The organism is Massilia sp. YIM B02769 (assembly GCF_030411995.1).
In the GTDB taxonomy this organism is placed as follows: Bacteria; Pseudomonadota; Gammaproteobacteria; order Burkholderiales; family Burkholderiaceae_D; genus Telluria.
In genome coordinates, this window is sequence record NZ_JASNRC010000014.1 from 111,550 (window position 1) to 134,480 (window position 22,931).

A 22,931-nucleotide genomic window follows, 5' to 3' on the forward strand; every position below is an offset into this window, starting at 1 on the left:
CGTGCGGTCGTGGCGTCGGTGGATTTTCGGCGTTCGGAGCGCGGCGGTTGGTGGCGCTGTTGCGTGTGCCTGTATCGGTTTTCATGATCCGCGTGGGAACGGGGTGCCCACCATACGGAACGCGCCGGCGGCATAGCGGGCTTTTACACCGATGACGTCTCCCGTAGGGTGGGCTCTCGAGCCCACGCGAATTCAAGACACCACAAACAGCACACGCAACAGCGCCACTAGCGCCCGCCTACCCTCACCAAATAACCCGCTCAATATTTATTTGCCAATCCCACCGCGCAAGCTATAATCCGCCCGCTGCCACAAGGCCGCAACGCTAGGGGTCCTGCGCACGAACTGCGCGGGTGAGAAATACCCTCTGAACCTGATCTGGATAATGCCAGCGAAGGGAAGCTTCCGAGAGTCCGGTCGTGCATCCGCACGCGCCTGTACATTCTCCGCCTCCTTTGCTGGCTCCTCACGCAAAGGAGCCACATGAACGCCCGCCTGCAATTCGACGCCGCCACCGCCCAGGTAGACAGCGCCGCCATCGCACCCTTCCCGAACTCGACCAAGGTCTACATCGAAGGCAGCCGCCCCGACATCCGCGTGCCGATGCGCGCTGTCGCGCAAAGCGACACCCCCGCCAGCTTCGGCGGCGAACCGAATCCGCCTGTCTTCGTTTACGACACCTCCGGCCCCTACACCGACCCGGCGGCCCGGATCGACATCCGCCACGGCCTACCAGCCCTGCGCCGCACCTGGATCGCCGAGCGCGACGATACCGAGGAACTCCCCGGCCCGACTTCCAGCTACGGCCAGGAACGCCTCGCCGACAAGAGCCTCGACGCCCTGCGCTTCGAATTGACGCGCAAGCCGCGCCGAGCAAAAGAGGGCGCCAACGTCACCCAGATGCACTACGCCAGGGCCGGCATCGTCACCCCCGAAATGGAATTCATCGCCCTGCGCGAAAACCTGCGCCGCAAGGAGTACATCGCCTCGCTGCAAGCGAGCGGCCCGATCGGGGAGCGCACCGCCGAACTGCTGGGCCGCCAGCACCCCGGCCAGTCCTTCGGCGCCGCCATTCCGGATGAGATCACGCCCGAGTTCGTGCGCGAGGAAGTCGCGCGCGGCCGCGCCATCATCCCCTGCAACATCAACCACCCGGAAAGCGAGCCGATGATCATCGGCCGCAACTTCCTGGTGAAGATCAACGCGAATATCGGCAACTCCGCCGTGACCTCATCGATCGGCGAGGAAGTGGAAAAGATGACCTGGGCCATCCGTTGGGGCGCCGACAACGTGATGGACCTCTCCACCGGCAAGCATATCCACGAGACGCGCGAATGGATCATCCGCAACAGCCCGGTCCCGATCGGTACCGTGCCGCTGTACCAGGCGCTGGAAAAGGTGAACGGCAAGGCCGAGGACCTGACCTGGGAAATCTACCGCGACACCCTGATCGAACAGGCCGAGCAGGGCGTCGATTACTTCACCATCCACGCCGGCGTGCGCCTCGCTTATGTGCCGATGACGGCCCGACGCTTGACAGGTATTGTCTCGCGCGGCGGCTCGATCATGGCCAAGTGGTGCCTGGCGCATCACCGCGAGTCCTTCCTGTACACCCACTTCGAGGACATCTGCCGGATCATGAAGCAGTACGACGTCGCCTTCAGCCTGGGCGACGGCCTGCGCCCCGGCTCGATCTACGATGCCAACGACGAAGCCCAGCTGGCCGAGCTGAAGACCCTCGGCGAACTGACCCACATCGCCTGGAAGCACGACGTGCAGGTGATGATCGAGGGACCGGGCCACGTGCCGCTGCACCTGATCCGCGAGAACATGCGGCTGCAGCTGGAACAGTGCGACGAGGCGCCGTTCTACACGCTCGGGCCGCTGACCACCGACATCGCGCCCGGCTACGACCACATCACCTCCGGCATCGGCGCCGCCCACATCGGCTGGTACGGCACCGCCATGCTGTGCTACGTCACGCCGAAGGAGCACCTGGGCCTGCCCGACAAGAACGACGTCAAGGACGGGATCATCACCTACAAGATCGCCGCCCACGCCGCCGACCTGGCGAAGGGCCATCCGGGCGCCCAGATCCGCGACAACGCGCTGTCGAAAGCGCGCTTCGAATTCCGCTGGGAAGACCAGTTCAACCTCGGCCTCGACCCCGACAAGGCGCGCTCCTTCCACGACGAGACCCTGCCCAAGGATTCCGCCAAGGTCGCCCACTTCTGCTCGATGTGCGGTCCGCATTTCTGCTCGATGAAGATCACGCAGGAAGTGCGCGAGTACGCCGCCACCAATGGTGTCAACGAGGACAAGGCGCTGGCCCAGGGCATGCAGGAAAAGGCGATCGAGTTCGTGCGCGGCGGCGCGAAACTGTACCGCGAGGTATGAGCATGCTCGACATCGAACTCAATGGTGAGGCTTACCGCCTGCCGGCGGGCCAGACGCTGGCCGACCTGGTGCTGGCGCTCGGCGTCGGCAAGCAGGCCGTGGCGCTGGCCGTGAACCGGCACGTGGTGCCGCGCCAGCAGTGGAACGAACGCCTGTTGCAACAACAGGACCGGGTAGACATCGTGCGCGCCATCGGTGGCGGCTGAAAGGACAAGCAATGAACAACGACTTCCTCACCATCGCGGGCAAGCAGTACCGCTCGCGTCTCCTGGTCGGCAGCGGCAAGTACCGCGATCTGAACGAGACCCGCGAAGCCACCTTCGCGGCCGAGGCCGAGATCGTGACCGTGGCGATCCGCCGCGTGAACATCGGCCAGGACCCGAACGCGCCGAGTCTGCTCGACGTGCTGCCGCCGAAAGACTTCACCATCCTGCCGAATACCGCCGGCTGCTACAACGCGCGGGATGCCGTCTACACGCTGCAGATGGCGCGCGAACTGCTGGACGGGCACAAGCTTGTGAAACTCGAAGTGCTGGGCGACGAAAAGACCCTGTTCCCGCACATGCCGGAAACGCTGAAAGCGGCGGAGACCCTGGTGCGCGACGGCTTCGACGTGATGGTCTACTGCAGCGACGATCCGATCCAGGCCCGCATCCTGCAGGAGATCGGCTGCATCGCGGTGATGCCGCTGGCGTCCCTGATCGGCTCGGGCATGGGCATCCTGAACCCCTGGAACCTGTCGCTCATCATCGAGGAGGCCAAGGTGCCTGTGCTGGTCGATGCCGGCGTCGGCACCGCATCGGATGCGGCAATCGCCATGGAACTCGGCTGCGACGGCGTGCTGATGAACACGGCGATTGCCGCCGCGCGCGAGCCGGTGCGCATGGCGCGGGCGATGAAGCTGGCGGTGCAGGCCGGGCGCGAAGCCTATCTCGCCGGACGCATGCCGAAACGCTTCGCCGCCTCGCCCTCCTCGCCACGCGAAGGCCGGATTACATGACGCTGCACATGACCCACCGTGCGAGCGTGCCGGCGGTGCTGGTCTTCGCCGGGCTCGACCCCGGCGGCGGGGCCGGCCTGGCGGCCGACGTGCTGGCGATTGCCGCCCAGGGCGCGCACGCGCTGCCGGTGGCCACCGCGCTCACCGTACAGGATAACAACCGCGTGCATGCCGTGCAGGCGGTCGACGCCGCCTTCGTGCTGGCCCAGGCGCAGGCCTTGGTCGACAGCGTCGAGATTCGCGCCGTGAAGCTCGGCATACCAGGCAGCCGTGCAAATGCCCGCGCGATTGCCGGCCTGCTGCGCGGCCTGCGCGAACGTCATCCCAGGCTGCCGGTCGTGCTCGACCCGGTGCTCGCCAGCGGCCATGGCGATGCGCTGGCCGAAGACGACCCGGTCGCGATCGTGAACGAGCTGCTGCCGCTGGCCAGCATCGCGCTGCCGAACGAACCGGAAGCCTGCGCTATCGCAGGCTTCCCCTGCGCTATCGCAGGCTTCCCCTGCGCCGTCGGCGACTTCCCCTGCGCGCACCTGCTGCTGACCGGCGGCCACGGCGACGGACGTGTCGTGGAAAACCGCTGGTACACCCACGGCCGCCTGGTTCGCCGCTGGCGCTGGCCGCGCCTGCCTGGCGCCTTCCACGGCAGCGGCTGCACGCTGGCAGCCAGCCTGGCCGGCCGCCTGGCGCACGGCGAAGCCATGGCGGCAGCACTCGACGCGGCCCAGGCCTACTGTCATGGCGCGCTCGCGCAATCGTTTGCCATCGCACCGGGCCAGCGCATCCCGCGCCGCTTTCTCTCATCCACCATGTGAAGGAACACCATGCGAGGCCTGTATCTCGTCACCCCCAACTGGAACGACACCGAACGCCTGCTGGCCGCCACCGAAGCGGCCCTGCGCGGCGGTGCGGCACTGGTGCAGTACCGCCATAAAGATAAAGACGCGGACGCCGATGCGGTATTGCGGCTGGAGCAGGGCGCCGCGCTGCTGGCGCTGTGCCGCCGCCATGGCACGCCGCTCGTTATCAATGACCACCTCGATCTGTGCATGCACCTCGATGCCGACGGCGTGCACCTGGGCGGCACCGACCTCGCCATCGGCCATGCGCGGCGCCTGCTCGGCGCGGACAAGATCGTCGGCGCCTCCTGCTATGGCGAGCTGGCGCTGGCCCATGCGGCGCAGGCAGCCGGCGCCAGCTACGCGGCGTTCGGCGGCTTCTATCCGTCGCCGGTGAAAAAATACACGTTCGTTACCGAGCCGGCGCTGCTGACCGAGGCGCGCGCGGAACTGGCGCTGCCGCTGGTCGTCATCGGTGGCATGACGCCGCAGAATGCGGCGCCGCTGGTGGCGCGCGGGGCGGACATGGTGGCGGCGATCACGGGCGTCTATGCCGAGGCCGATCCGGAAGCGGCGGCGCGCAGGTTCGGCGCTTTGTTCAACAGCTGACAATTCCCTGTCCCGATGCGGACGGCGCAAGAATCCCGCACACGTTAAGATGCAAGGCGAATGGATGCAGAGCGCGATTCAGCATCTGCGTTTGCTATTGTCGGGATGGGATTCGAAGCATGGGTATTGCAGTCATCGGGAAGGGCCAGCCAGGGCGCATCGCCATCATCTACCAGGCCTTGCCGCCGCCCGTCATCGACGGCCTGCGCAAGGACCCCAAGCCCGGCGGCTATTCCGACAGCGGCGCCGACATCGCCTTCGCCCTGCGCCAGGCCGGCCACGACATCGTGACGCCGCAGGCCGACCCCGACCCGGCCGATGCCTTCGCCTGGGTCTTCCCCGACACACGGGAAGGCCTGCTGGCCGCCACCGAAGCGGGTGCGAATGTCATCTGGGCCAAAACGGTCCTGTTCGCGGGCCACCCGATCGAAGCCTTCCTGGCCAGCCACTGGATTGTCGGCCAGCCACCCGACCGCCAGGGGGCGGTCGACGACAAGTTCGCCACCAACGCGCTTCTGCACGCGGCGGGCTTGCCGGTGGCGCGCTCGGTCATGGTGGCGCAAGAGGAGAGCGCCGATGCGATCGCGCTCTCCGCGCTGTCGCCTGCCGTCCTGGCCAAACAGGGCCTGGCGTTTCCGCTGGTTGTCAAGCCGGTACGTGGCCGTGGCAGCCAGGGCGTATCGCGGGTAGCGGATTGGCCGGCGCTGTCCGATGAGGTGGCGGCCCTGTTCGAGGATGCCCTGTTCGGCGACCGCGCGATCGTCGAGCAATACCTGGCAGGCGAAGAACTGACCCTGACGGTACTGCCGGCACAGGCGGGCGAGGGCGGCCAGCCGCTGGTGCTGCCGCCGGTGCGGCGCTTCAACCACGCCGACGGCATTGCGCCCTACAACGGTACGGTTGCCGTCACCGCCAACAGCGCCGCCTTGACGCCTGAGGAATGCGCCGTGCAGCCGGTCGAACGCCTGATGCAAGCCTGTGCGGACACCTTCGTCCGGATCGGCGCCCGGGCCGCGATCCGCATCGATTGCCGCGCCAACGAACAGGGCGAGTACCTGATCTTCGACGTCAACATGAAGCCGAACATGACCGGCGCCGGGCGTCCCGGCCGCGAGGAACAGGACAGCCTGTCGGCCATCGCCGCGCGTGCGCTCGGCTGGTCGTACCCGGACCTGCTCGCACACATGCTGGCGGGCGCCTGGCGCAACCGCTGATCCCGGCTGGCGCCCCATTCGTCATCGCAGGCCGGCGCTTCGTCGGATAGCGGATGCGGACGGCGCAGCGCTGCGGCACTGTCGGGTTTTCAAGAAAGGAAACCCGACATGAACATGACCTGGATCGTAGCGGCCTGCCTGCTGGCGGCCGGCAGCAGCGCATGGGCAGCCGACAAGGCGCCGGCACAGCGCCAGCTCGAAGCCGATATCGCGGCCGCCGATGCGCGCCTGTTCGGAGGACTGAACGACCGCGACATCGGCCCGATGAAAGCAGGGTTCAGCCGGCGTCTGGAGTTCTACCACGACCGCAGCGGCTTCACCAGCTACGCCGAGAACATCGCCGCCTTCGAGCGGAACTTCCGGGCGGCGAACCGGATCCGGCGCGTCGCCATGCCCGAAACGGTCGAAATCTTCCCGGCCGGCCCGGATCACGCCATGCACATCGGCCGGCACCGCTTCTGCAACCAGCCGTCGCCGGCGGAAAAAGAAGAATGCAGCGTGTACCGCTTTTCCATGGTGTGGGAGCGCGAGGACGGCCAGTGGAAACTGCTGAGGGTGCTGAGCTACGGTCATTGACAGAAACGTTGACACGGAGGCCATTCTTAGTTGCACTAGTGAGACAGCAAACCAGCTGCGGCGCATTCCTTGTTTATTGCTGCAAAGCAAAAATATATAATGCTCGGGACTTATCTATCTACTCACTGGACGGCAAATGGACAATACCTTGATGAATGATGGCGTGCTCGAAGCCCTGGCCTTCAAGCTTGGCAACGAAGAATATGGCATCAAGATCCTGAAAGTGCAGGAAATCCGCGGCTACGAATCCGTGACCCGCATCGCCAGTGCGCCCGAGCACGTGAAGGGCGTGGTCAACCTGCGCGGCACCATCGTGCCGATCGTCGACATGCGCATCAAGTTCAACCTGGGCACGCCGACCTACAACCAGTTCACCGTCGTGATCATCCTGAACATCCAGGACCGCGTGGTCGGCATGGTGGTCGATTCGGTGTCGGACGTGATCTCGCTGACCGCCGAGCAGATCAAGCCGGCCCCGGACATGGGCGGCGCGCTGAACACCGACTACCTGATCGGCCTGGGCACGGTCGACGAACGCATGATCATCCTGGTCGACATCGACCGCCTGATGTCGTCCGAGGAAATGGGCGTCATCGACAGCATCGCGTCCTGACGCGGCGCCGGAGCACACGATGAAGCAGATGAAGGTGGGAACCCGCCTGGCGCTGGGCTTCGCGCTGGTACTGGCCATGCTGGTGGCCGTGATCGTCCTCGGCATCAGCAAGCTCGGCGCGCTGAACGAGGGCACCCGGCTGATGGCAAGCGACGCGTATCCGAAGGTGGTGCTGGCGCAAAGCCTGGCCGACCGCATCAACCGCACCGCGCGCACCGTGCGCGACGTGCTGCTGGTGAACGACGAGGAAGCCAACAAGAAGAACTTCACCGCGCTGGCCACGGCCCGCAAGGAATCCGAGGAGATGTTCGACAAGCTCGGCACCCTGATCAGGTCGGAGAAGGGCGTGCAGAACCTGCAGGCCTACCGCGCCGCCTACGTCGAGTACATCGGCGCGATGGACCAGGTGCTCAAGCTGCATGCGGGCGGCGACCGCGACGCCGCCACCGCCTACCTGATGGGCCCCGCGCGCAAGCTGCAAAGCGCGGTCTTCATCGCCTCGAACGAGGTGATCGAGCACCAGGGCGGCACCATGCAGACCACCTATGACGCGGCCGAGCAGACCTATGTCACCGGCCGCAACGCGATGCTGGCCCTGGGTGCGCTGGCGCTGGTCGCCGGCATCGTGGCCGCCACCATGATCACGCGCCGCCTCCTGAAGCAGCTCGGCGGCGAACCGGCGTATGCGGCCGAAGTCGCGGGCCAGATCGCGGCCGGCAATCTCGCCGTCGAGATCCACACCGGCGCCAGGGACCGTACGAGCCTGCTGTTTGCGATCAAGACCATGCGCGACAGCCTGGCCGGCATCGTCAGCCAGGTGCGCAGCAGCACCGAGACGATTGCCACCGCCTCGGCCCAGATCAATGCCGGCAACCAGGACCTGTCGAATCGCACCGAACAGCAGGCTTCCTCGCTCGAGGAAACCGCGTCCTCGATGGAAGAGCTGACCTCGACCGTGCGCCAGAACGCCGACAACGCGCGCCAGGCGAACGGCCTGAGCGCCGCGGCATCAAACGTGGCCGTGCGCGGCGGCGACGTGGTGGCGCAGGTGGTCGAGACCATGGGCGCGATCAACGAATCGTCGCGCAAGGTGGTCGACATCATCGGCGTCATCGACAGCATCGCCTTCCAGACCAACATCCTGGCCCTGAACGCGGCCGTGGAAGCGGCGCGCGCCGGCGAGCAGGGACGCGGCTTCGCGGTCGTGGCCTCGGAAGTGCGCAACCTGGCCCAGCGTTCGGCCGGCGCCGCGAAGGAGATCAAGGAACTGATCGGCGCCTCGGTCGAGCGGGTCGACGCCGGCAGCGCGCTGGTGGCGCAGGCCGGATCGACGATGCAGGAAGTGGTCGAGAGCGTGCGCCGCGTGAGCGACGTGGTGGCGGAGATCAGTGCCGCCACGTCCGAGCAGAGCCAGGGCATCGAGCAGGTGAACGGCGCCATCGCCCAGATGGACGAGGTGACCCAGCAGAATTCGGCCCTGGTCGAAGAAGCGGCGGCTGCCGCCGAGTCGATGCAGGACCAGGCCGCAAGGCTGGCCGAGCTGGTGGCGGTGTTCCGCCTGGCCGAAGGGCAGGCTGCCGTCCCGGCGCCCAATTCGGTTGCACGTCCGTCACGCGCCGCAATTCCGACGCCGCGCAAGACGCCGGCTGTGCGTCCCCAGTCCGCTGCGGCACGCAAGGAGCCGGTCATTGCCGGCAACGACTGGGAAGAGTTCTGACCGGCCTGCTGGCCAGGTAGGGTGGACGGGTCCCCCGTCCACGCGGTGATCGCTCGCCGCAAGATCATCCGGCGCGATATCGAGGCCGATAACGATCGACGCGTGGACGGGAAACCCGTCCACCCTACATGTCCGGCGCGGGCATGCCGGGCGCCGTCACATCGTGCCAGCCTTCTTCCGCGCTTTGCTTACAATAGCCGCATCCTGACCGACCCAGAAAAGCCGATGCGTATCGTCCGCCTGCTCGTCCACACCCGGCGCCACCCGTCCGCCGTCCTCCTGATGGCCCAGCTGCTGGGCATGGCGCTGTATCCCTTCCTCGAGCGCACCCAGTTCGGCCACGTCGCCTTCAATGCCTTCGGCATCGTCATCCTCACCTTCGCCACCAACATGGTGCGGCGCACGCCCGGCCATACCTGGATCAGCGCGACGCTGGCGGTGCCGATCATCGCGCTGCTGTCGGCCCAGATGCTGTTCGGGCTCGAATACCTGCAGCCCTGGTCCTCGGGCCTGGAAGCGTTTTTCTATTTCTACGCGGCCGCCAGCCTGATCGCCTACATGCTGGAAGACCGCAAGGTCACGCGCGACGAGCTGTTCGCCGCCGGCGCCACCTTCACCCTGCTGGCCTGGGGCTTCACCCACCTGTACATCGTGGTCCAGGCGATTGTGCCCGGTTCCTTTGCCTCGGCCGTGAACGCGGACCTGCCGCGCACCTGGACCGAGCTGAATTACCTGAGCTTCGCCCTGCTGTCGAGCACCGGGATCGGCGACGTGATTCCGGTGACCGTGCATGCGCGCGCGATCACCAGCATCGAGATGTTCGTCGGCGTGATGTACCTGGCCTCGGTGGTGGCGCGCCTGATCGGCCTGACGATGCAGCCTTCGTCCAAATAGGAGAGGGCGCGGCAAGCTTCGCCCCGGCTTGGTATGATGGCAAAATTCTTTTTCTTACATAGGAAGCACGCATGAAAACCAAGGCAGCGATTGCATGGAAAGCGGGTCAGCCGCTGACGATCGAGGAAGTCGAACTCGACGGCCCACGCGCGGGCGAGGTACTGGTCGAAGTCAAGGCGACCGGCATCTGCCACACCGACTACTACACGCTGTCGGGCGCCGATCCGGAAGGCCTGTTCCCGGCGATCCTCGGCCATGAAGGCGCGGGCGTCGTGGTCGACGTCGGCCCGGGCGTCACCAGCGTCAAGAAGGACGACCACGTCATTCCGCTGTACACCCCGGAATGCCGCCAGTGCAAATTCTGCCTGTCGCAAAAGACCAACCTGTGCCAGGCGATCCGCTCGACCCAGGGCCGCGGCCTGATGCCGGATGCCACCTCGCGCTTCTCGCTCGACGGCAAGCCGATCTACCACTACATGGGCACCTCGACCTTCTCGAACTACATCGTGGTGCCGGAAATCGCACTGGCGAAGGTGCGCTCGGATGCGCCGTTCGACAAGATCTGCTACATCGGCTGCGGCGTGACCACCGGCATCGGCGCCGTGATCTTCACGGCGAAAGTGGAAGCGGGCGCCAACGTGGTCGTGTTCGGCCTGGGCGGCATCGGCTTGAACGTGATCCAGGCGGCCAAGATGGTGGGCGCGGACAAGATCATCGGTGTCGATTTGAACCCGGCGCGCGAGGAGATGGCGCGCAAGTTCGGCATGACCCACTTCATCAACCCGAGCCAGGTGGAGAACGTGGTCGACGCCATCGTCCAGCTGACCGACGGCGGCGCTGACTATTCGTTCGAGTGCATCGGCAACGTCCACACCATGCGCCAGGCGCTGGAGTGCTGCCACAAGGGCTGGGGCCAGTCGATCATCATCGGCGTGGCCGAAGCCGGCGCCGAGATCTCGACCCGTCCGTTCCAGCTGGTGACCGGCCGCGAATGGAAGGGTTCGGCCTTCGGCGGCGCCCGCGGCCGTACCGACGTGCCGAAGATCGTCGACTGGTACATGGAAAACAAGATCAACATCGACGACCTGATCACCCATCACCTGCCGCTGGACCGCATCAACGAAGGCTTCGACCTGATGAAGTCGGGCGAGTCGATCCGCTCGGTCGTGGTGTACTGATTTAGCTGCAAATCTGTCGCCTGTTCCGCGAAAGCGACCGTTCGTCGCAGAATGCGGGCAGGCGCCCATCGCCTGTTCTACTCTTTCTCCATCGACCATCCGTTCATGGAGAAAGACATGCCCGCTTCTCACTTCGCTTCCCGTTCCCTGACCCGTCCACTGCTGCTGGCCGTGCTGGCCGGCGCCTGCGCGCTGCCGCTGCTGCCGGCCCATGCGCTGGGCGGCGACAACGATGTGACGATCAACCGCAGCATGACCGCCCGCGATGGCGGCGAACCGTTTGCGCTGGTGCGCGGTACCGGCAGCGTGATCACGGGCGAGAACGCCGACCAGAAGCGCGTCAAGGAACTCAAGCGCAGCGTGAAGGGCGACTTCCTCTGGTTCCGCGACGGCGGCAAGGAATACATCGTGCAGGACCCGGCCGCCCTGCAACGCATGGACGCGGCCTGGGCGCCGATGAAGGAACTGGGCGCCCAGATGGGCCAGCATGGGGCCGAGATGGGCCGCCAGGGCGGTTCCATGGGTGCGCTCGGCGCGAAGATGGCGCTGGCCGCGGTGACCTTCAATGCCGAGAAAATGGAAGCGATCGGCAAGCAGATGGAAGACGCGGGCAAGCCGATGGAGGCGACCGGCAAGAAGATGGAAGAGGTCGGGAAGAAGATGGAAGGGGTGCAGAAGGACGCCGAACGCGCGGCGCGCGGCGTGATTGCCGAGTCGCTGCGCAACGGGACGGCGAAGCCGGTGGCGACGCGCGGGTGAATTCACTGTAAGGTGGGCACCCCGTGCCCACGCGGTACGTGCGCTTCCTTGCACCGCTTCCGACAATACTCGCTCGCGACGCTGAGCCAGGCCGAGAGCGAATTGCGCTTCTGGTCATGGCATATGTTTCGAGCAATACGTCACCGCAGCGGACTACGGTATCGCACGTAACCGCGTGGGCACGGCGTGCCCACCGTACGGTTGATGTCGCTGGAAATAACAACGGCCGGGATGCACGGGCATTCCGGCCGTTGGCGTCACGTGGAAACGCGGTTTATTTACGCATCGCCGGCACAAACTCCTCCATCACCGCCTTGCGCAGCAGCGCCGGCGGCACCAGCCCCTGGGCCAGCACGAAGTCGTTGAATTTCTGGCGATCGAACTTGTCGCGCAGCGTCACTTCCGCCGCCTGGCGGGTTTCCATCAAGCGCTGGTAGCCGTAGAAGTAAGACGTCGCCTGGCCCGGCGCACGGAAGGTGTAGCGCTGCATTTCCTGGGTCGCCATACCCTCCGACAGGCCGACATCCGACATCAGGAAGGCCTTCACGCCCTCAGGGGTGATCTCGCCCAGGTTGACCATCGGGTCGAGGAAGGCGCGGGCGGCGCGCATGGCGCGGGCCTGCAGGGCGAACAGCTGGCCGTCGAGCGGCTCGTAAGGCTGCATTTCCGCTTCCGCATACAGGGCCCAGCCCTCCACATTGACGCTGTTGAAGGCGAACACCGCGCGCGCGGTCGACACGCCGGTCTCGATCATCTTGGCGAACTGCAGCTCATGGCCGGGACGCGCTTCGTGCGCCGTGATCGACCAGGTGCCGGCCTCGTGGGTGAAGTCGTCGAACACCATGGTTTTACCGGACGCATCCGGCGGCATGCCGGTGGTCAGCACGAATTCGCCGTATTCGCCGGTATTGCCGATCAGGCGCGGCGGGCTCATGTGCGGGGCCGGCTGCTGGGCGTTCTCGGCGGCGGTGGCCAGGCGGATCACGGCCTTGCGCTGGGGCAGGGTCACGATGTGCTGCTCGCGTGCGGCCGCTTCCAGCGAGGCCAGGCGCTGGGCATAGATCGGCATCACTTTATCCAGCGGGATCTGGTCTTTCTTCAGCTGCAGCATCACGGCGCGGTAGTCGGCATCCTTGTAGCCGCGTTCCTTGGCGATCAGGCCGGCGGTGATCTGCATCTGGTTGCGGATCTCGGCGAACGAGGTCAGCGACTTGGCGATCAGTTCCTGCGGGCTGATGTCGACGCCGAACTCGCGCAGGTTGTTGGCGTACACCTCGGCCGGCAGGCGATGGTCGGTACGGGCGCGCGGCAGCAGCTCGGTCTTCAGGCGCGCGTTGTAGGCGGTGAGCTGTTGCTCCAGCGTGCCGAAGCTCTTTTCCCAGCCTTGCAGGCCGCTCTTGGCCAGCAGGTCGCGCATGCCCTTGAGCAGGGTCGGGGCGTCGTTCAGCGACTGCTCGATCTCGCCTTTATAGGGGCCGAGCAAATTCTTGTTGGCCTTCAGGCGCTCCTGCAGGCGCTCGTGCGCCAGTTCGGTGACCGGGCGGTAGCCCTTGGCCAGGCCGGCGTATTTTTCCAGGCGCACCAGCAGGGTCTGCTGGCGTTCCTTCGGGATGCGCGGGTCGAGGGTGGCGCGCATCACGCCGAACATCATGCCGGTCAGGTCGATGAAGGGCATGAAGTACTTGCGGTCGAGGGCGGCGGTGCGGATCTGGTCGTTGGCCTTGTTGATCAGGATCTCCAGGTCCTGCTTTACCTTCGGATCGGACTCGGCCTTCAGGCGCTTCTGGTACTCGGCGATCGCCGCGCGCAGGTCCTTGTTGGTGGCTTCGAACTGGTCGCGCGACATGTCGGTGATCTGTTCGTCGTAGCCTTCCACGCCCAGGTTGCTCGCGCCTTCCGGCGAATACTTGGCCAGCACGTTCAACAGGACCTTGGCGTTCTCGTTGCTCTTGGTAACCCATGCCGGTTCGGCGGCAGAGGCGGAGAGGACGGGGAGGGCGAGGGCGGTGGCGAGCAGGCTGCTCAGGACGGTACGGACCAGCGGACGGGTAGACAACATGTACTCCTTGGACTGATGAATAGGACGGTGCTGCGCGAAAGTGCTGCAGGCAAGATCTAGTATGCCTGCTTCTGCCGATCTGTTGCGCGTATGCATGTTCAAAAAACAAAAAGTTGTCTGTTGCACAAACACGTCATGTGCTCAATCGAACATAGCAAAAATGCACAACTCCGTATAATCGATTCGATCACGGCATGCCATAGGCATCCGCGCCTCCGCTGTTGCAGCTACCGATTTTCCTTCCTGGAGCGGCTGGCCGCACCACCACGACCGTGGCCCGGGGCGCTGTGAATATCGCCGTAGAGATGGCACATAAATACATTTAGGAAATCAAATGACAAAGAATATCGCCATTGTCGGCGCGGGGTTCTCCGGAGCTGTCATCGCCAATCAGCTCGCCGCAGCAGGTCACAAAGTCACCATCTTCGAATCGCGTCCCCACATTGCGGGCAACTGTCACTCGGAACGTGATGCCGAAACCGGCGTCATGGTGCACGTCTACGGCCCCCACATCTTCCACACCGATAACGAACGCGCCTGGGAGTTCGTCAACCGCTATGCCGAGTTCAAGCCCTACGTCAACCGCGTCAAGGCCATCACCAACAAGCAAGTCTTCACGCTGCCGATCAACCTGCTGACCATCAACCAGTTCTTCGGCAAGACCCTGCGTCCGAAGGAAGCCCAGGAATTCCTGGCCGAGCTGGGCGACAAGACCATCGAAGACCCGCAAACCTTCGAAGACCAGGCCCTGCGCTTCGTCGGCCGCGAGCTATATGAAGCCTTCTTCAAGACCTACACCATCAAGCAGTGGGGCATGGAGCCGTCGGAACTGCCGGCCAGCATCCTGAAGCGCCTGCCGGTGCGCTTCAACTACGACGACAACTACTTCAACCACAAGTACCAGGGCATGCCGGCCGAGGGTTACACCGCGCTGGTGGAAAACATCCTGAAGGTCGACGGCATCACCGTGCACCTGAACACCCGCTTCGACCCGGCCCAGAAGGCGGAATACGACCACGTGTTCTACAGCGGCCCGATCGACGCCTGGTTCGGCCACGTGGAAGGCCGCCTGCCTTACCGCACCCTGGACTTCGAGATGTTCCGCGACACCGGCGACTACCAGGGCAATGCCGTCGTCAACTACTGCGACGACGAACAGCCTTACACCCGCATTACCGAGCACAAGCACTTCTCGCCGTGGGAAAAGCACGAAGGCACGGTCCTGTACAAGGAATACAGCCGCCAGTGCGGCGAGGACGACATTCCTTACTATCCGATCCGCATGGCGCGCGACAAGGAGCAGCTCGAGCGCTACATCAAGCTGGCGCAAAACGAGCCGAACGTCACCTTCGTCGGCCGCCTGGGCACCTACCGCTACCTCGACATGGACGTCACCATCAACGAAGCGCTGATGACCTCGGATAAATTCCTGGAAACGGCGAATGGTGCAGGCAAGATGCCGGCCTTCGTGATCGATCCACTGGCCTGAGCTGCCGGATAGGGATCACATCGGCATCGATGAAGCCGCTGCCCCTTGGGTAGCGGCTTTTTTCATGGGCGCCGCCGCTGATGTTGCTTAGGCAATATTTATGTGTCAGCATGCGTGATCCTTTTTTCGGAAAACCTTCCATGCGTCACCTGACCCGTATCGCCCTCGGCATCTCGCTCGCCGGCGCCGCCGCGCTCGCGCAAGCCCAGACTTCCCAGCCCGCACAGGCCGACCGTCCTGCCACCACCTTCCCCTACACGCCCGGCCTGGACGTGCGCTCGATGGACAAGAGCGCCGATCCTTGCGTCGACTTCTACCAGTACGCCTGCGGCGGCTGGATGAAGAACAACCCGGTCCCGGCCGACCAGGCGCGCTGGTCGGTGTACAGCAAGCTGGCGCAGGACAACCAGCGCTACCTGTGGGGCATTCTCGACGGCCTGGCGAAACAGAAGGAAGGCCGCAGCGTCACCCAGCAAAAGATCGGCGATTACTTCGGCGCCTGCATGGACGAGGGCGCGATCGCCAAGCGCGGCGCGGCGCCGCTGACGCCCTGGATGGCACGCATCGACGCCATGCAGTCGACGCGCGAGCTGCCGCAGGTGCTGGCCGCGCTGCAGCTGGGCTTGTCGAGCGACGACTTCTTCTTCGGCTTCAGTGCGAACCAGGACTTCGGCGATTCGACCCGCGTGATCGCCTTTGCCAGCGCCGGCGGCCTGGGCCTGCCGGACCGCGACTACTACGTGAAGACCGACGCCCACTCCAACACCCTGCGCGGCAAGTACGAAGCCCACATTGCCACCATGTTCGGCCTGGCCGGCGAGAGCGCGGCGGCGGCGAAACGCTCGGCCGCCACCGTGATGCGCATCGAAACCGCGCTGGCCAAGGCCTCGCTGACGCGTGTCGAACAGCGCGATCCCTACAATTTGTTCCACAAGTCCAGCCTGAAGCAATTGCAGGCGATGACGCCCGGCTTCGACTGGAAGGCTTACCTGGCCGCCGTCGGCCAGTCCGATGTGAACGACTTCAATGTCACCGAACCTAAATTCTTCAAGGAATTCGCGAAGCAATTGAAGGGCCAGGACCTGGCCGCCATCAAGACCTATCTGCGCTGGCACGTGCTGCAAGACATGGCGCCTGCCCTGTCGCCGCAGTTCGACGAGCCGCATTTCGCCTTCTTCATGCAAACCTTGCGCGGCGTGGAAAAGCAGCAACCGCGCTGGAAGCGTTGCGTGCAGCTGGTCGACCACCAGCTGGGCGAAGCGCTGGGCCAGGAATTCGTCAGCCGCGCCTTCTCTCCGGAACTGAAGGCGAAGTCGCTGCACATGACGCAACAAGTGGAAGAGGCGATGGCGAAGGACATCGACTCGCTCGAATGGATGAGCGCGGAAACGAAACAGCGCGCCCGCGAAAAGCTCGACACCATCGTCAACAAGATCGGTTACCCGGACACCTGGCGCGATTATGCGGCATTCGAGGTGAAGCCTGACGACTTCGCCGGCAACGTGGTGCGCGGCACCACCTTCGAGAACCGACGCCAGCTGGCGAAGATCGGCAAGCCGCTCGACCGCGCCGAATGGCTGATGACGCCGCCGACGGTGAATGCCTATTTCAACCCGCAAATGAACGACATCAACTTCCCGGCCGGCGTGCTGCAACCGCCGCTGTTCGACCCGAAGATGGATGACGCGCCGAACTACGGCAACACCGGCGGCACCATCGGCCACGAACTGACCCACGCCTTCGACGACGAAGGCCGCCAGTTCGATGCGAAGGGGAATCTGAAGGACTGGTGGACCAGGAAGGACGGCAAGGCCTTCGAGGAACGCGCCCAGTGCATCGTCGACCAGTACGCCAAGTACACCGTGGTCGACGACATCAAGATCAACAGCAAGCTGACCCTGGGCGAAGACGTGGCCGACCTCGGCGGCCTGATCCTCGGCTGGATGGCGTGGAAGACGCAGATGGCAAGCATGCCGCAGCAGGCCCAGCCTGTGCAGTTTGCCAAGGAGGGCTTGTCGCCGGAGCAGCGTTTCTTCGTCGGCTATGCACAATGGGCCTGCGAAAACGACCGCCCGGAAAACCTGCGCGTCTCGGCCGCAACCGATCCCCACTCGCCGGGCAAGTACCGCGTGAACGGCGTCGTGATCAACATGCCGGAGTTCGAAAAGGCGTTCAACTGCAAGCCGGGCCAGCCGATGGCGGCGGTGAAGCGCTGCCGGGTGTGGTGATTAGGAAAGGCATCCAGCCCGATCCAGGCCTGCAGCAGTGACCGTACGGTGGGCACGCCGTGCCCACGCGGTTACGTGCCCATGCGTGCTGTGTTGGCCGTGAAATGTCGCTCGCACAATATGCATTGAACGATAACGGCGACCCGTTCCGGGTTTCGTTCAATTGCGCGAGCGATATGTTGCGGCCATTGGTGCAAGGAAGCGTACGTAACCGCGTGGGCACGGGGTGCCCACCATACGAAAACCTTCGCAATGCAAGGCGCCGCGCCAACAAGAACGCCGCCGCGCAAGCCAACAGCGCCAATAAAAAACGCCACCGACAAGGTGGCGTTTCCTTTTTCAACCGAGCACTCAGTGCTGGTTGATCTTCCCACGCCACGCCCCCGTTTCCGAGCCGCGCTTCTCCAGCAATTCCTTGAAGTTCGACAGGTTGCTGCGCGCTTCCATGCGCACCGCGCCCAGGGCGTCGCCGATCTGCTCGAGTACGCCTTCCGGTTCGTAATCCATCTGCAGCGTGACGCGCGTCACGTTGTCGGAAATCTTGTGGAAGGTAACGACGCCGCCATTGCGCACGCCGCCGATGCTGCGCCAGGCGATGCGCTTGTCCGGGATTTGCTCGGTGATCTCGGCATCCCATTCCTTGTCTTCGCCGGCGACATTCGCTTTCCAGTGCAGGCGCTTGTCGTCGAGCTGGCGGATTTCCTTGACGCTCTTCATGAATTGCGGGAAGTCTTCGAACTGGGTGAACTGGTTGTAGGCAACGCTATCCGGTACGTTCACCTCGATGGCTTCGATGATGGCCGAGCTGCCATTCGAATCGTTTTTTCCTTTGATTTTCTTCGACAACAGGATTCCGCCAACGGCCAGGGCGGCAACGGTCACAACGCGATTCAACATGTCATTCTCCTTTTGATCAGGTCACAGTGGGCCACGCGACGGCCTTGCGGCGTCGCATATTTGCACTTAAGTTAAGCCAAATCCTGAACAGGGGGCGCGCGGGAGACCTCTGCAGGGATACTGCTGAGCTCGCAGAAGTCCTTGATTTTCCTGAGGAAAATAAAAACGGCAGCCGCGGCTGCCGTTTGTCTGGAAGAACGCCGTACTCAGGCCGGCTTGCGGCGGCGCGCTGCCGCCAGCCCTGCGATGCCCAGCCCCAGCAGGCCGAGCGACGCCGGTTCCGGCACGTCGACATAATCGATGGTCAGGTAGGCACCGTGGCCGAAGCTGCTCAGGACCGGCTCGTAGTCGTTCCAGCCGTCGCCATTCAGCACCACCGTCAGGCGTCCGTCGCTGATGACCGGCTTGCCCAAGGCCCAGGTCTGGTAGCTGTTGACGGTCAGCTTCGTGCCGGCATTGCTGGCCAGTACAGGACCGATGCTGTCGTAATCCTTTACCGTGGCAGCCTGCCAGGTATTGTCGAGGCCAAACGCGGCGCCGACCGTTCCGTCGGCGGCCGAATAGTTGTGGTAGGCCGAGAAGTCGACCGAGTTGATCTTCTTGCCCTTCAGGCTGCCAAGGTCGAAGCCGAACAGCGAGAAGTACTCGTTCGCATGCACACTGGTGCCGACCCAGCGGTATTCGGTGTTCCATGCATTGGTAACATTGTCGCCAACGGTGGCGTCGCGGTCGGCATGGATGACGATGACGCCAGCCTGGGCGGCGCTTAGCGGCAACAGGGCAAAGACGGCGGCGGCGACAAGCGATGTGAATTGCATTTCAGGTATCCCAGCATAATTTTTATCGCGTACAGGCAAGCAATAACGATGCCAATAAGAAGTTTACCTTTTCGCTCAAGGGTTTATTCACTGCTGGTTAACTAAAGCCGTCAGGAATGTAAAGTTTTCCGACAGTAATATTTTGGCAATATTGGGTATGCACCGGCGTGATCAATCAGCGCGACTGGATGGGCATACAGTACATCCCAACGTTATAATGGCCGCATGCAGAACCTCCTTCACAACCTCAATCCCGAACAACTCGCGGCCGTGACCCTGCCTTCGCAGAGCGCGCTGATCCTGGCGGGGGCCGGCTCGGGCAAGACCCGCGTGCTGACCACGCGTATCGCCTGGCTGATCCAGACCGGACAGGTGTCTCCGGCCGGCATCATCGCGGTGACGTTCACGAACAAGGCGGCGAAGGAGATGCTGACGCGTCTGTCGACCATGTTGCCGATCAATACGCGCGGCATGTGGATCGGCACTTTCCACGGCCTGTGCAACCGCCTGCTGCGCACCCACTACAAGGATGCGGCGCTGCCCCAGTCCTTCCAGATCCTCGATTCGCAAGACCAGCTGTCGCTGATCAAGCGCATGCTCAAGGCGCACAACGTCGACGACGAAAAATACCCGGCCAAGGCGCTGATGTACTACATCAACAACGCCAAGGACCAGGGCTTGCGCGCCGGCCAGCTCGAGCCGAACGATCCGATCGAGCGGCGCATGATCGAGCTGTATGAGCTCTACGACCAGCAATGCCACAAGGAAGGCGTGGTCGACTTCGCCGAGCTGCTGCTGCGCGCCTATGAACTGCTGTCGCGCAACGGTCCGCTGCGTCACCACTACCAGATGCGTTTCCGCCATATCCTGGTCGACGAGTTCCAGGATACGAACGATTTGCAGTACAACCTGCTGAAGCTGCTGGCCGGCCATTCCGAAGAAGGCGGCGGCGCCATCTTCGCCGTGGGCGACGACGACCAGAGCATCTATGCCTTCCGCGGCGCAAACGTCGGCAACATGCAAGCCTTCGAGCGCGATTTCCGCGTCAAGAATTTGATCAAGCTGGAACAGAACTACCGTTCCTACGGCCACATCCTCGACAGCGCCAACTTCCTGATCGCCAACAACACCAAGCGCCTGGGTAAGAATCTGCGGACCGATGCGGGGCAGGGCGAACAGGTGCGCGTCTACGAAGCCTCGTCCGACCTGGAAGAAGCGCAGTGGATCATCGAGGAAACGAAAAGCCTGGTGGCCGACGGCATGCCGCGCAAGGAAGTGGCGATCCTCTACCGTTCGAACGCCCAGAGCCGCGTGATCGAGCATGCGCTGTTCGCGGCCGGCTTGCCCTACACCGTGTACGGCGGCCTGCGCTACTTCCAGCGCGCCGAGGTCAAGCATGCGATCGCCTACCTGCAGCTGATGGACAATCCGCACAACGACTCGGCTTTCTTGCGCGTGGTGAATTTCCCGACCCGTGGCATCGGCGCCCGTTCGATCGAACAATTGCAGATGGCAGCCGACAGCTACGGCATTTCGCTGTACGCGGCCGTGCCCTACATGACCGGCAAGGCCGGTACTTCGCTCGGCGGCTTTGTGAAGCTGATCGAGGGCGCACGTTTCGAAACCCAGCAACTGCCGCTGCCGGAAATGGTAAGCGTGGTGCTGGAGCGCAGCGGCCTGATCGAGTTCTATAAAAAGGAAAAAGAAGGCGCCGACCGTATCGAAAACCTGGAGCAGATGGTTAACGCCGCGACCCAGTTCGTGCAGGAAGAAGGTTTCGGTGTCGCCGCGCCGGCCCATCTCGGCCCGCAAGCCTTGCCGCAGGCCGGCGAAGCGATCGTCAACCAGGATGGCATCGAGGTGCTCGATGCCGAGGCGCCCTTGCCAACTGTGATGTCGCCCTTGTCCGCCTTCCTCACCCACGCCTCGCTGGAAGCAGGCGATGCCCAGGCCCAGGCCGGCCAGGACGCCTTGCAGTTGATGACGGTGCACTCGGCCAAGGGCCTGGAATTCGATGCCGTGTTCATCACCGGCCTGGAAGAAGGCCTGTTCCCGCACGAAAGCAGCTCGCGCGAACTCGATGGCGTCGACGAGGAACGGCGCCTGATGTACGTGGCGATCACGCGTGCGCGCAAGCGCCTGTACATGAGCTTTACCCAGCAGCGCATGCTGCATGGCCAGACCCGCTTCAACATGAAGTCGCGCTTCTTCGACGAGTTGCCGGAAGAATCGCTGAAGTGGCTGTCGCCGCGCGTGCAGAACCACTGGTTCGCCAACAAGAAGGCGGCCACGGCCTGGGACGACGCCGCCTTCCGGAATGGCAGTGACAACAAGATCGCCCAGCAGATCACGCAAAAGTCGGGCGGCAGCTCGGGCTGGCGCATCGGCGAAACCGTGGCGCACGCCAAGTTCGGCGAAGGCGTGATCGTGAATATCGAGGGTGGGGCGGGTGCGGCGCGGGCCCAGATCAACTTCGGGCCGGCCGGCATCAAGGTGCTCGACCTGTCGGTGGCCAAGCTGGAGCGGGTATCAAGCTGATAGCGGGCTGGTAGCTGCGCATAATTAAGCCAGGCTTACCTTGCCTGGCTTTTCTTTAACTGCGCTAATTTACTGGTCCTGGGCTTCTTCGCCTGCGCGGCGGCGCTTCAGGATGCCGCCCAGGCACAGCATCAGGATCGCAAAAACGACCATGCTGCCGCTGATCGCGCGTTGCTGGCTGTCGCCCAGGGCGCTGAAATAATCCAGTGCGCTGTGACCACCCGCCATGGCGAGGTAGAGGCCGCCAACGGTCAGCAGCAGGGCAATGATCAGGCTCAGCAAACGCATGGTTTTTCTTTCGTTCGATATCGAATTGCCAAGAGTAAAGTTTTTATTTCGTCAGGTCAACCGACCGGGCGCTGCTGCCGGCCGGCTTGCCGAAGATGTGGCGGTAACCGGCATACAGCGCGCATTGCAAGAGCAGCATGAACAGGAACAGCAGCCACATGATGGCCACGCGCGCCACGTTGCCGCCGCCCAGGATCAGCATCAGTACCATCAGCACCGCGAACAGGATCGCGAACCAGGACGTCAGCAGCACGACGAACACGCGCGCGCTCTTCAGTACCGCGAAGAAGCTGTAGAACACGGCCTTGCCCGGCGTCATCTTTTGCCAGTAGGTCAGGGGCGCCGCGAACGACAGCGCGATCAGCACGCTGACATTCAGGATCGACAGCAGGAACATGGTGAGGATATTCCCCAGGTCCACTTGCGGCACGTTTTTCGGATCGACCGGCTGCGAGAACTGGCGCACGAATTCCGGGTCGACCGCAAAGCGGGCCAGCACGGTCAGCAACAGCGAAACGCCCAGGTAGATCAGCCCGACCTTGCACAGCTGGGCCAAGGCCGGCTGGCGGAAACCCGTCATCGCCACCGTCGGCAGGACGCGTTCGCCGTTCTCGATCATCAGGCAGGCCTGCATGAAGGCCATCGAGAACGAGGGGATCAGGACCACGGTCAGCATCGGCCCGATGAAGGGAATCGCGCTGATCAGCAGGCTGATCAGGATGTTGGCGAAGAGCAGGGTGGTCAGGGCGGCCGGCTGCTTGCGGAACAGGCCGGTGCCTTCCTTGAGCCAGGTCCAGCCGGTGATTGCGGGCATGTTATTC

20 protein-coding genes and 1 riboswitch are annotated in these 22,931 nt (G+C 64.0%); of the genes, 15 read left to right on the top strand and 5 right to left on the bottom strand.

Features of this window, described 5'->3' with window-relative positions; translation table 11 throughout:
* Positions 1–317 precede the first annotated feature (317 nt).
* Positions 318–417: riboswitch (TPP riboswitch) on the top strand.
* Between the two features lie 66 nt (positions 418–483).
* The 12 genes from thiC (at position 484) to QPK31_RS21535 (ending at position 11,793) form a co-directional block, all read left to right on the top strand.
* Positions 484–2,397, top strand: coding sequence for a phosphomethylpyrimidine synthase ThiC (gene thiC, locus QPK31_RS21480; RefSeq protein WP_290424919.1), 1,914 nt, complete (start codon positions 484–486; stop codon positions 2,395–2,397).
* A 2-nt stretch (positions 2,398–2,399) separates the two neighbouring features.
* A complete protein-coding gene (thiS, locus tag QPK31_RS21485; protein WP_290424920.1) occupies positions 2,400–2,603 on the top strand; it encodes a sulfur carrier protein ThiS in 204 nt (67 codons plus the stop codon).
* Positions 2,604–2,614: 11 nt separating this feature from the next.
* Entirely contained in the window at positions 2,615–3,397 is a 783-nt protein-coding gene (locus tag QPK31_RS21490; RefSeq protein WP_290424921.1) for a thiazole synthase, read from the top strand.
* On the top strand, positions 3,394–4,209 hold the full coding sequence (locus QPK31_RS21495) for a hydroxymethylpyrimidine/phosphomethylpyrimidine kinase (RefSeq protein ID WP_290424922.1): 816 nt from the start codon (positions 3,394–3,396) through the stop codon (positions 4,207–4,209). Before QPK31_RS21490 ends, QPK31_RS21495 begins: the two co-directional genes overlap by 4 nt.
* 9 nt (positions 4,210–4,218) lie before the next feature.
* Positions 4,219–4,842, top strand: coding sequence for a thiamine phosphate synthase (thiE, locus tag QPK31_RS21500; RefSeq protein ID WP_290424923.1), 624 nt, complete (start codon positions 4,219–4,221; stop codon positions 4,840–4,842).
* 119 nt (positions 4,843–4,961) lie between these two features.
* Positions 4,962–6,056: a biotin carboxylase gene (locus QPK31_RS21505; protein ID WP_290424924.1), complete on the top strand. Its 1,095-nt coding sequence runs from the start codon at positions 4,962–4,964 to the stop codon at positions 6,054–6,056.
* A 108-nt stretch (positions 6,057–6,164) separates the two neighbouring features.
* The gene (locus QPK31_RS21510; protein WP_290424925.1) at positions 6,165–6,632 is read left to right on the top strand and encodes a nuclear transport factor 2 family protein; all 468 of its coding nucleotides are present in this window, start codon (positions 6,165–6,167) and stop codon (positions 6,630–6,632) included.
* A 136-nt stretch (positions 6,633–6,768) separates the two neighbouring features.
* Positions 6,769–7,245 carry a chemotaxis protein CheW gene (locus QPK31_RS21515; RefSeq protein WP_290424926.1) on the top strand — a complete coding sequence of 159 codons (477 nt, stop codon included), beginning with the start codon at positions 6,769–6,771 and terminating at the stop codon, positions 7,243–7,245.
* Positions 7,246–7,264: 19 nt separating this feature from the next.
* Positions 7,265–8,962: a methyl-accepting chemotaxis protein gene (locus QPK31_RS21520; RefSeq protein WP_290424927.1), complete on the top strand. Its 1,698-nt coding sequence runs from the start codon at positions 7,265–7,267 to the stop codon at positions 8,960–8,962.
* A 225-nt stretch (positions 8,963–9,187) separates the two neighbouring features.
* Positions 9,188–9,856, top strand: a complete 669-nt coding sequence (locus tag QPK31_RS21525; RefSeq protein WP_290424928.1) for an ion channel — start codon at positions 9,188–9,190, stop codon at positions 9,854–9,856.
* A gap of 71 nt (positions 9,857–9,927) precedes the next feature.
* Entirely contained in the window at positions 9,928–11,034 is a 1,107-nt protein-coding gene (locus QPK31_RS21530) for an S-(hydroxymethyl)glutathione dehydrogenase/class III alcohol dehydrogenase (protein WP_290424929.1), read from the top strand.
* A 117-nt stretch (positions 11,035–11,151) separates the two neighbouring features.
* A complete protein-coding gene (locus QPK31_RS21535; RefSeq protein WP_290424930.1) occupies positions 11,152–11,793 on the top strand; it encodes a hypothetical protein in 642 nt (213 codons plus the stop codon).
* A gap of 274 nt (positions 11,794–12,067) precedes the next feature.
* On the opposite strand, the gene QPK31_RS21540 is transcribed toward QPK31_RS21535, so the two are convergent.
* Positions 12,068–13,852, bottom strand: a complete 1,785-nt coding sequence (locus tag QPK31_RS21540; protein WP_290424931.1) for a DUF885 domain-containing protein — start codon at positions 13,850–13,852, stop codon at positions 12,068–12,070.
* Positions 13,853–14,186: 334 nt separating this feature from the next.
* On the opposite strand from QPK31_RS21540, the gene glf reads away from it, so the two are divergent.
* Together glf and QPK31_RS21550 are read left to right on the top strand one after the other, a co-directional pair.
* The gene (gene glf / locus QPK31_RS21545) at positions 14,187–15,341 is read left to right on the top strand and encodes a UDP-galactopyranose mutase (protein WP_290424932.1); all 1,155 of its coding nucleotides are present in this window, start codon (positions 14,187–14,189) and stop codon (positions 15,339–15,341) included.
* A 140-nt stretch (positions 15,342–15,481) separates the two neighbouring features.
* The gene (locus QPK31_RS21550) at positions 15,482–17,569 is read left to right on the top strand and encodes a M13 family metallopeptidase (protein WP_290424933.1); all 2,088 of its coding nucleotides are present in this window, start codon (positions 15,482–15,484) and stop codon (positions 17,567–17,569) included.
* 351 nt (positions 17,570–17,920) lie between these two features.
* On the opposite strand, the gene QPK31_RS21555 is transcribed toward QPK31_RS21550, so the two are convergent.
* Positions 17,921–18,466 carry an SRPBCC family protein gene (locus QPK31_RS21555; RefSeq protein ID WP_290424934.1) on the bottom strand — a complete coding sequence of 182 codons (546 nt, stop codon included), beginning with the start codon at positions 18,464–18,466 and terminating at the stop codon, positions 17,921–17,923.
* A 206-nt stretch (positions 18,467–18,672) separates the two neighbouring features.
* Entirely contained in the window at positions 18,673–19,284 is a 612-nt protein-coding gene (locus QPK31_RS21560) for a PEP-CTERM sorting domain-containing protein (protein WP_290424935.1), read from the bottom strand.
* Positions 19,285–19,509: 225 nt separating this feature from the next.
* On the opposite strand from QPK31_RS21560, the gene QPK31_RS21565 reads away from it, so the two are divergent.
* Positions 19,510–21,822 (top strand): UvrD-helicase domain-containing protein, encoded by a 2,313-nt coding sequence (locus QPK31_RS21565; protein WP_290424936.1) that lies wholly within the window; start codon positions 19,510–19,512, stop codon positions 21,820–21,822.
* Between the two features lie 69 nt (positions 21,823–21,891).
* Here the strand turns inward: QPK31_RS21565 and QPK31_RS21570 are convergent, their stop codons facing one another.
* A complete protein-coding gene (locus QPK31_RS21570; RefSeq protein WP_290424937.1) occupies positions 21,892–22,110 on the bottom strand; it encodes a hypothetical protein in 219 nt (72 codons plus the stop codon).
* A gap of 43 nt (positions 22,111–22,153) precedes the next feature.
* Positions 22,154–22,924, bottom strand: coding sequence for a BPSS1780 family membrane protein (locus QPK31_RS21575; RefSeq protein ID WP_290424938.1), 771 nt, complete (start codon positions 22,922–22,924; stop codon positions 22,154–22,156).
* Positions 22,925–22,931: the final 7 nt, after the last annotated feature.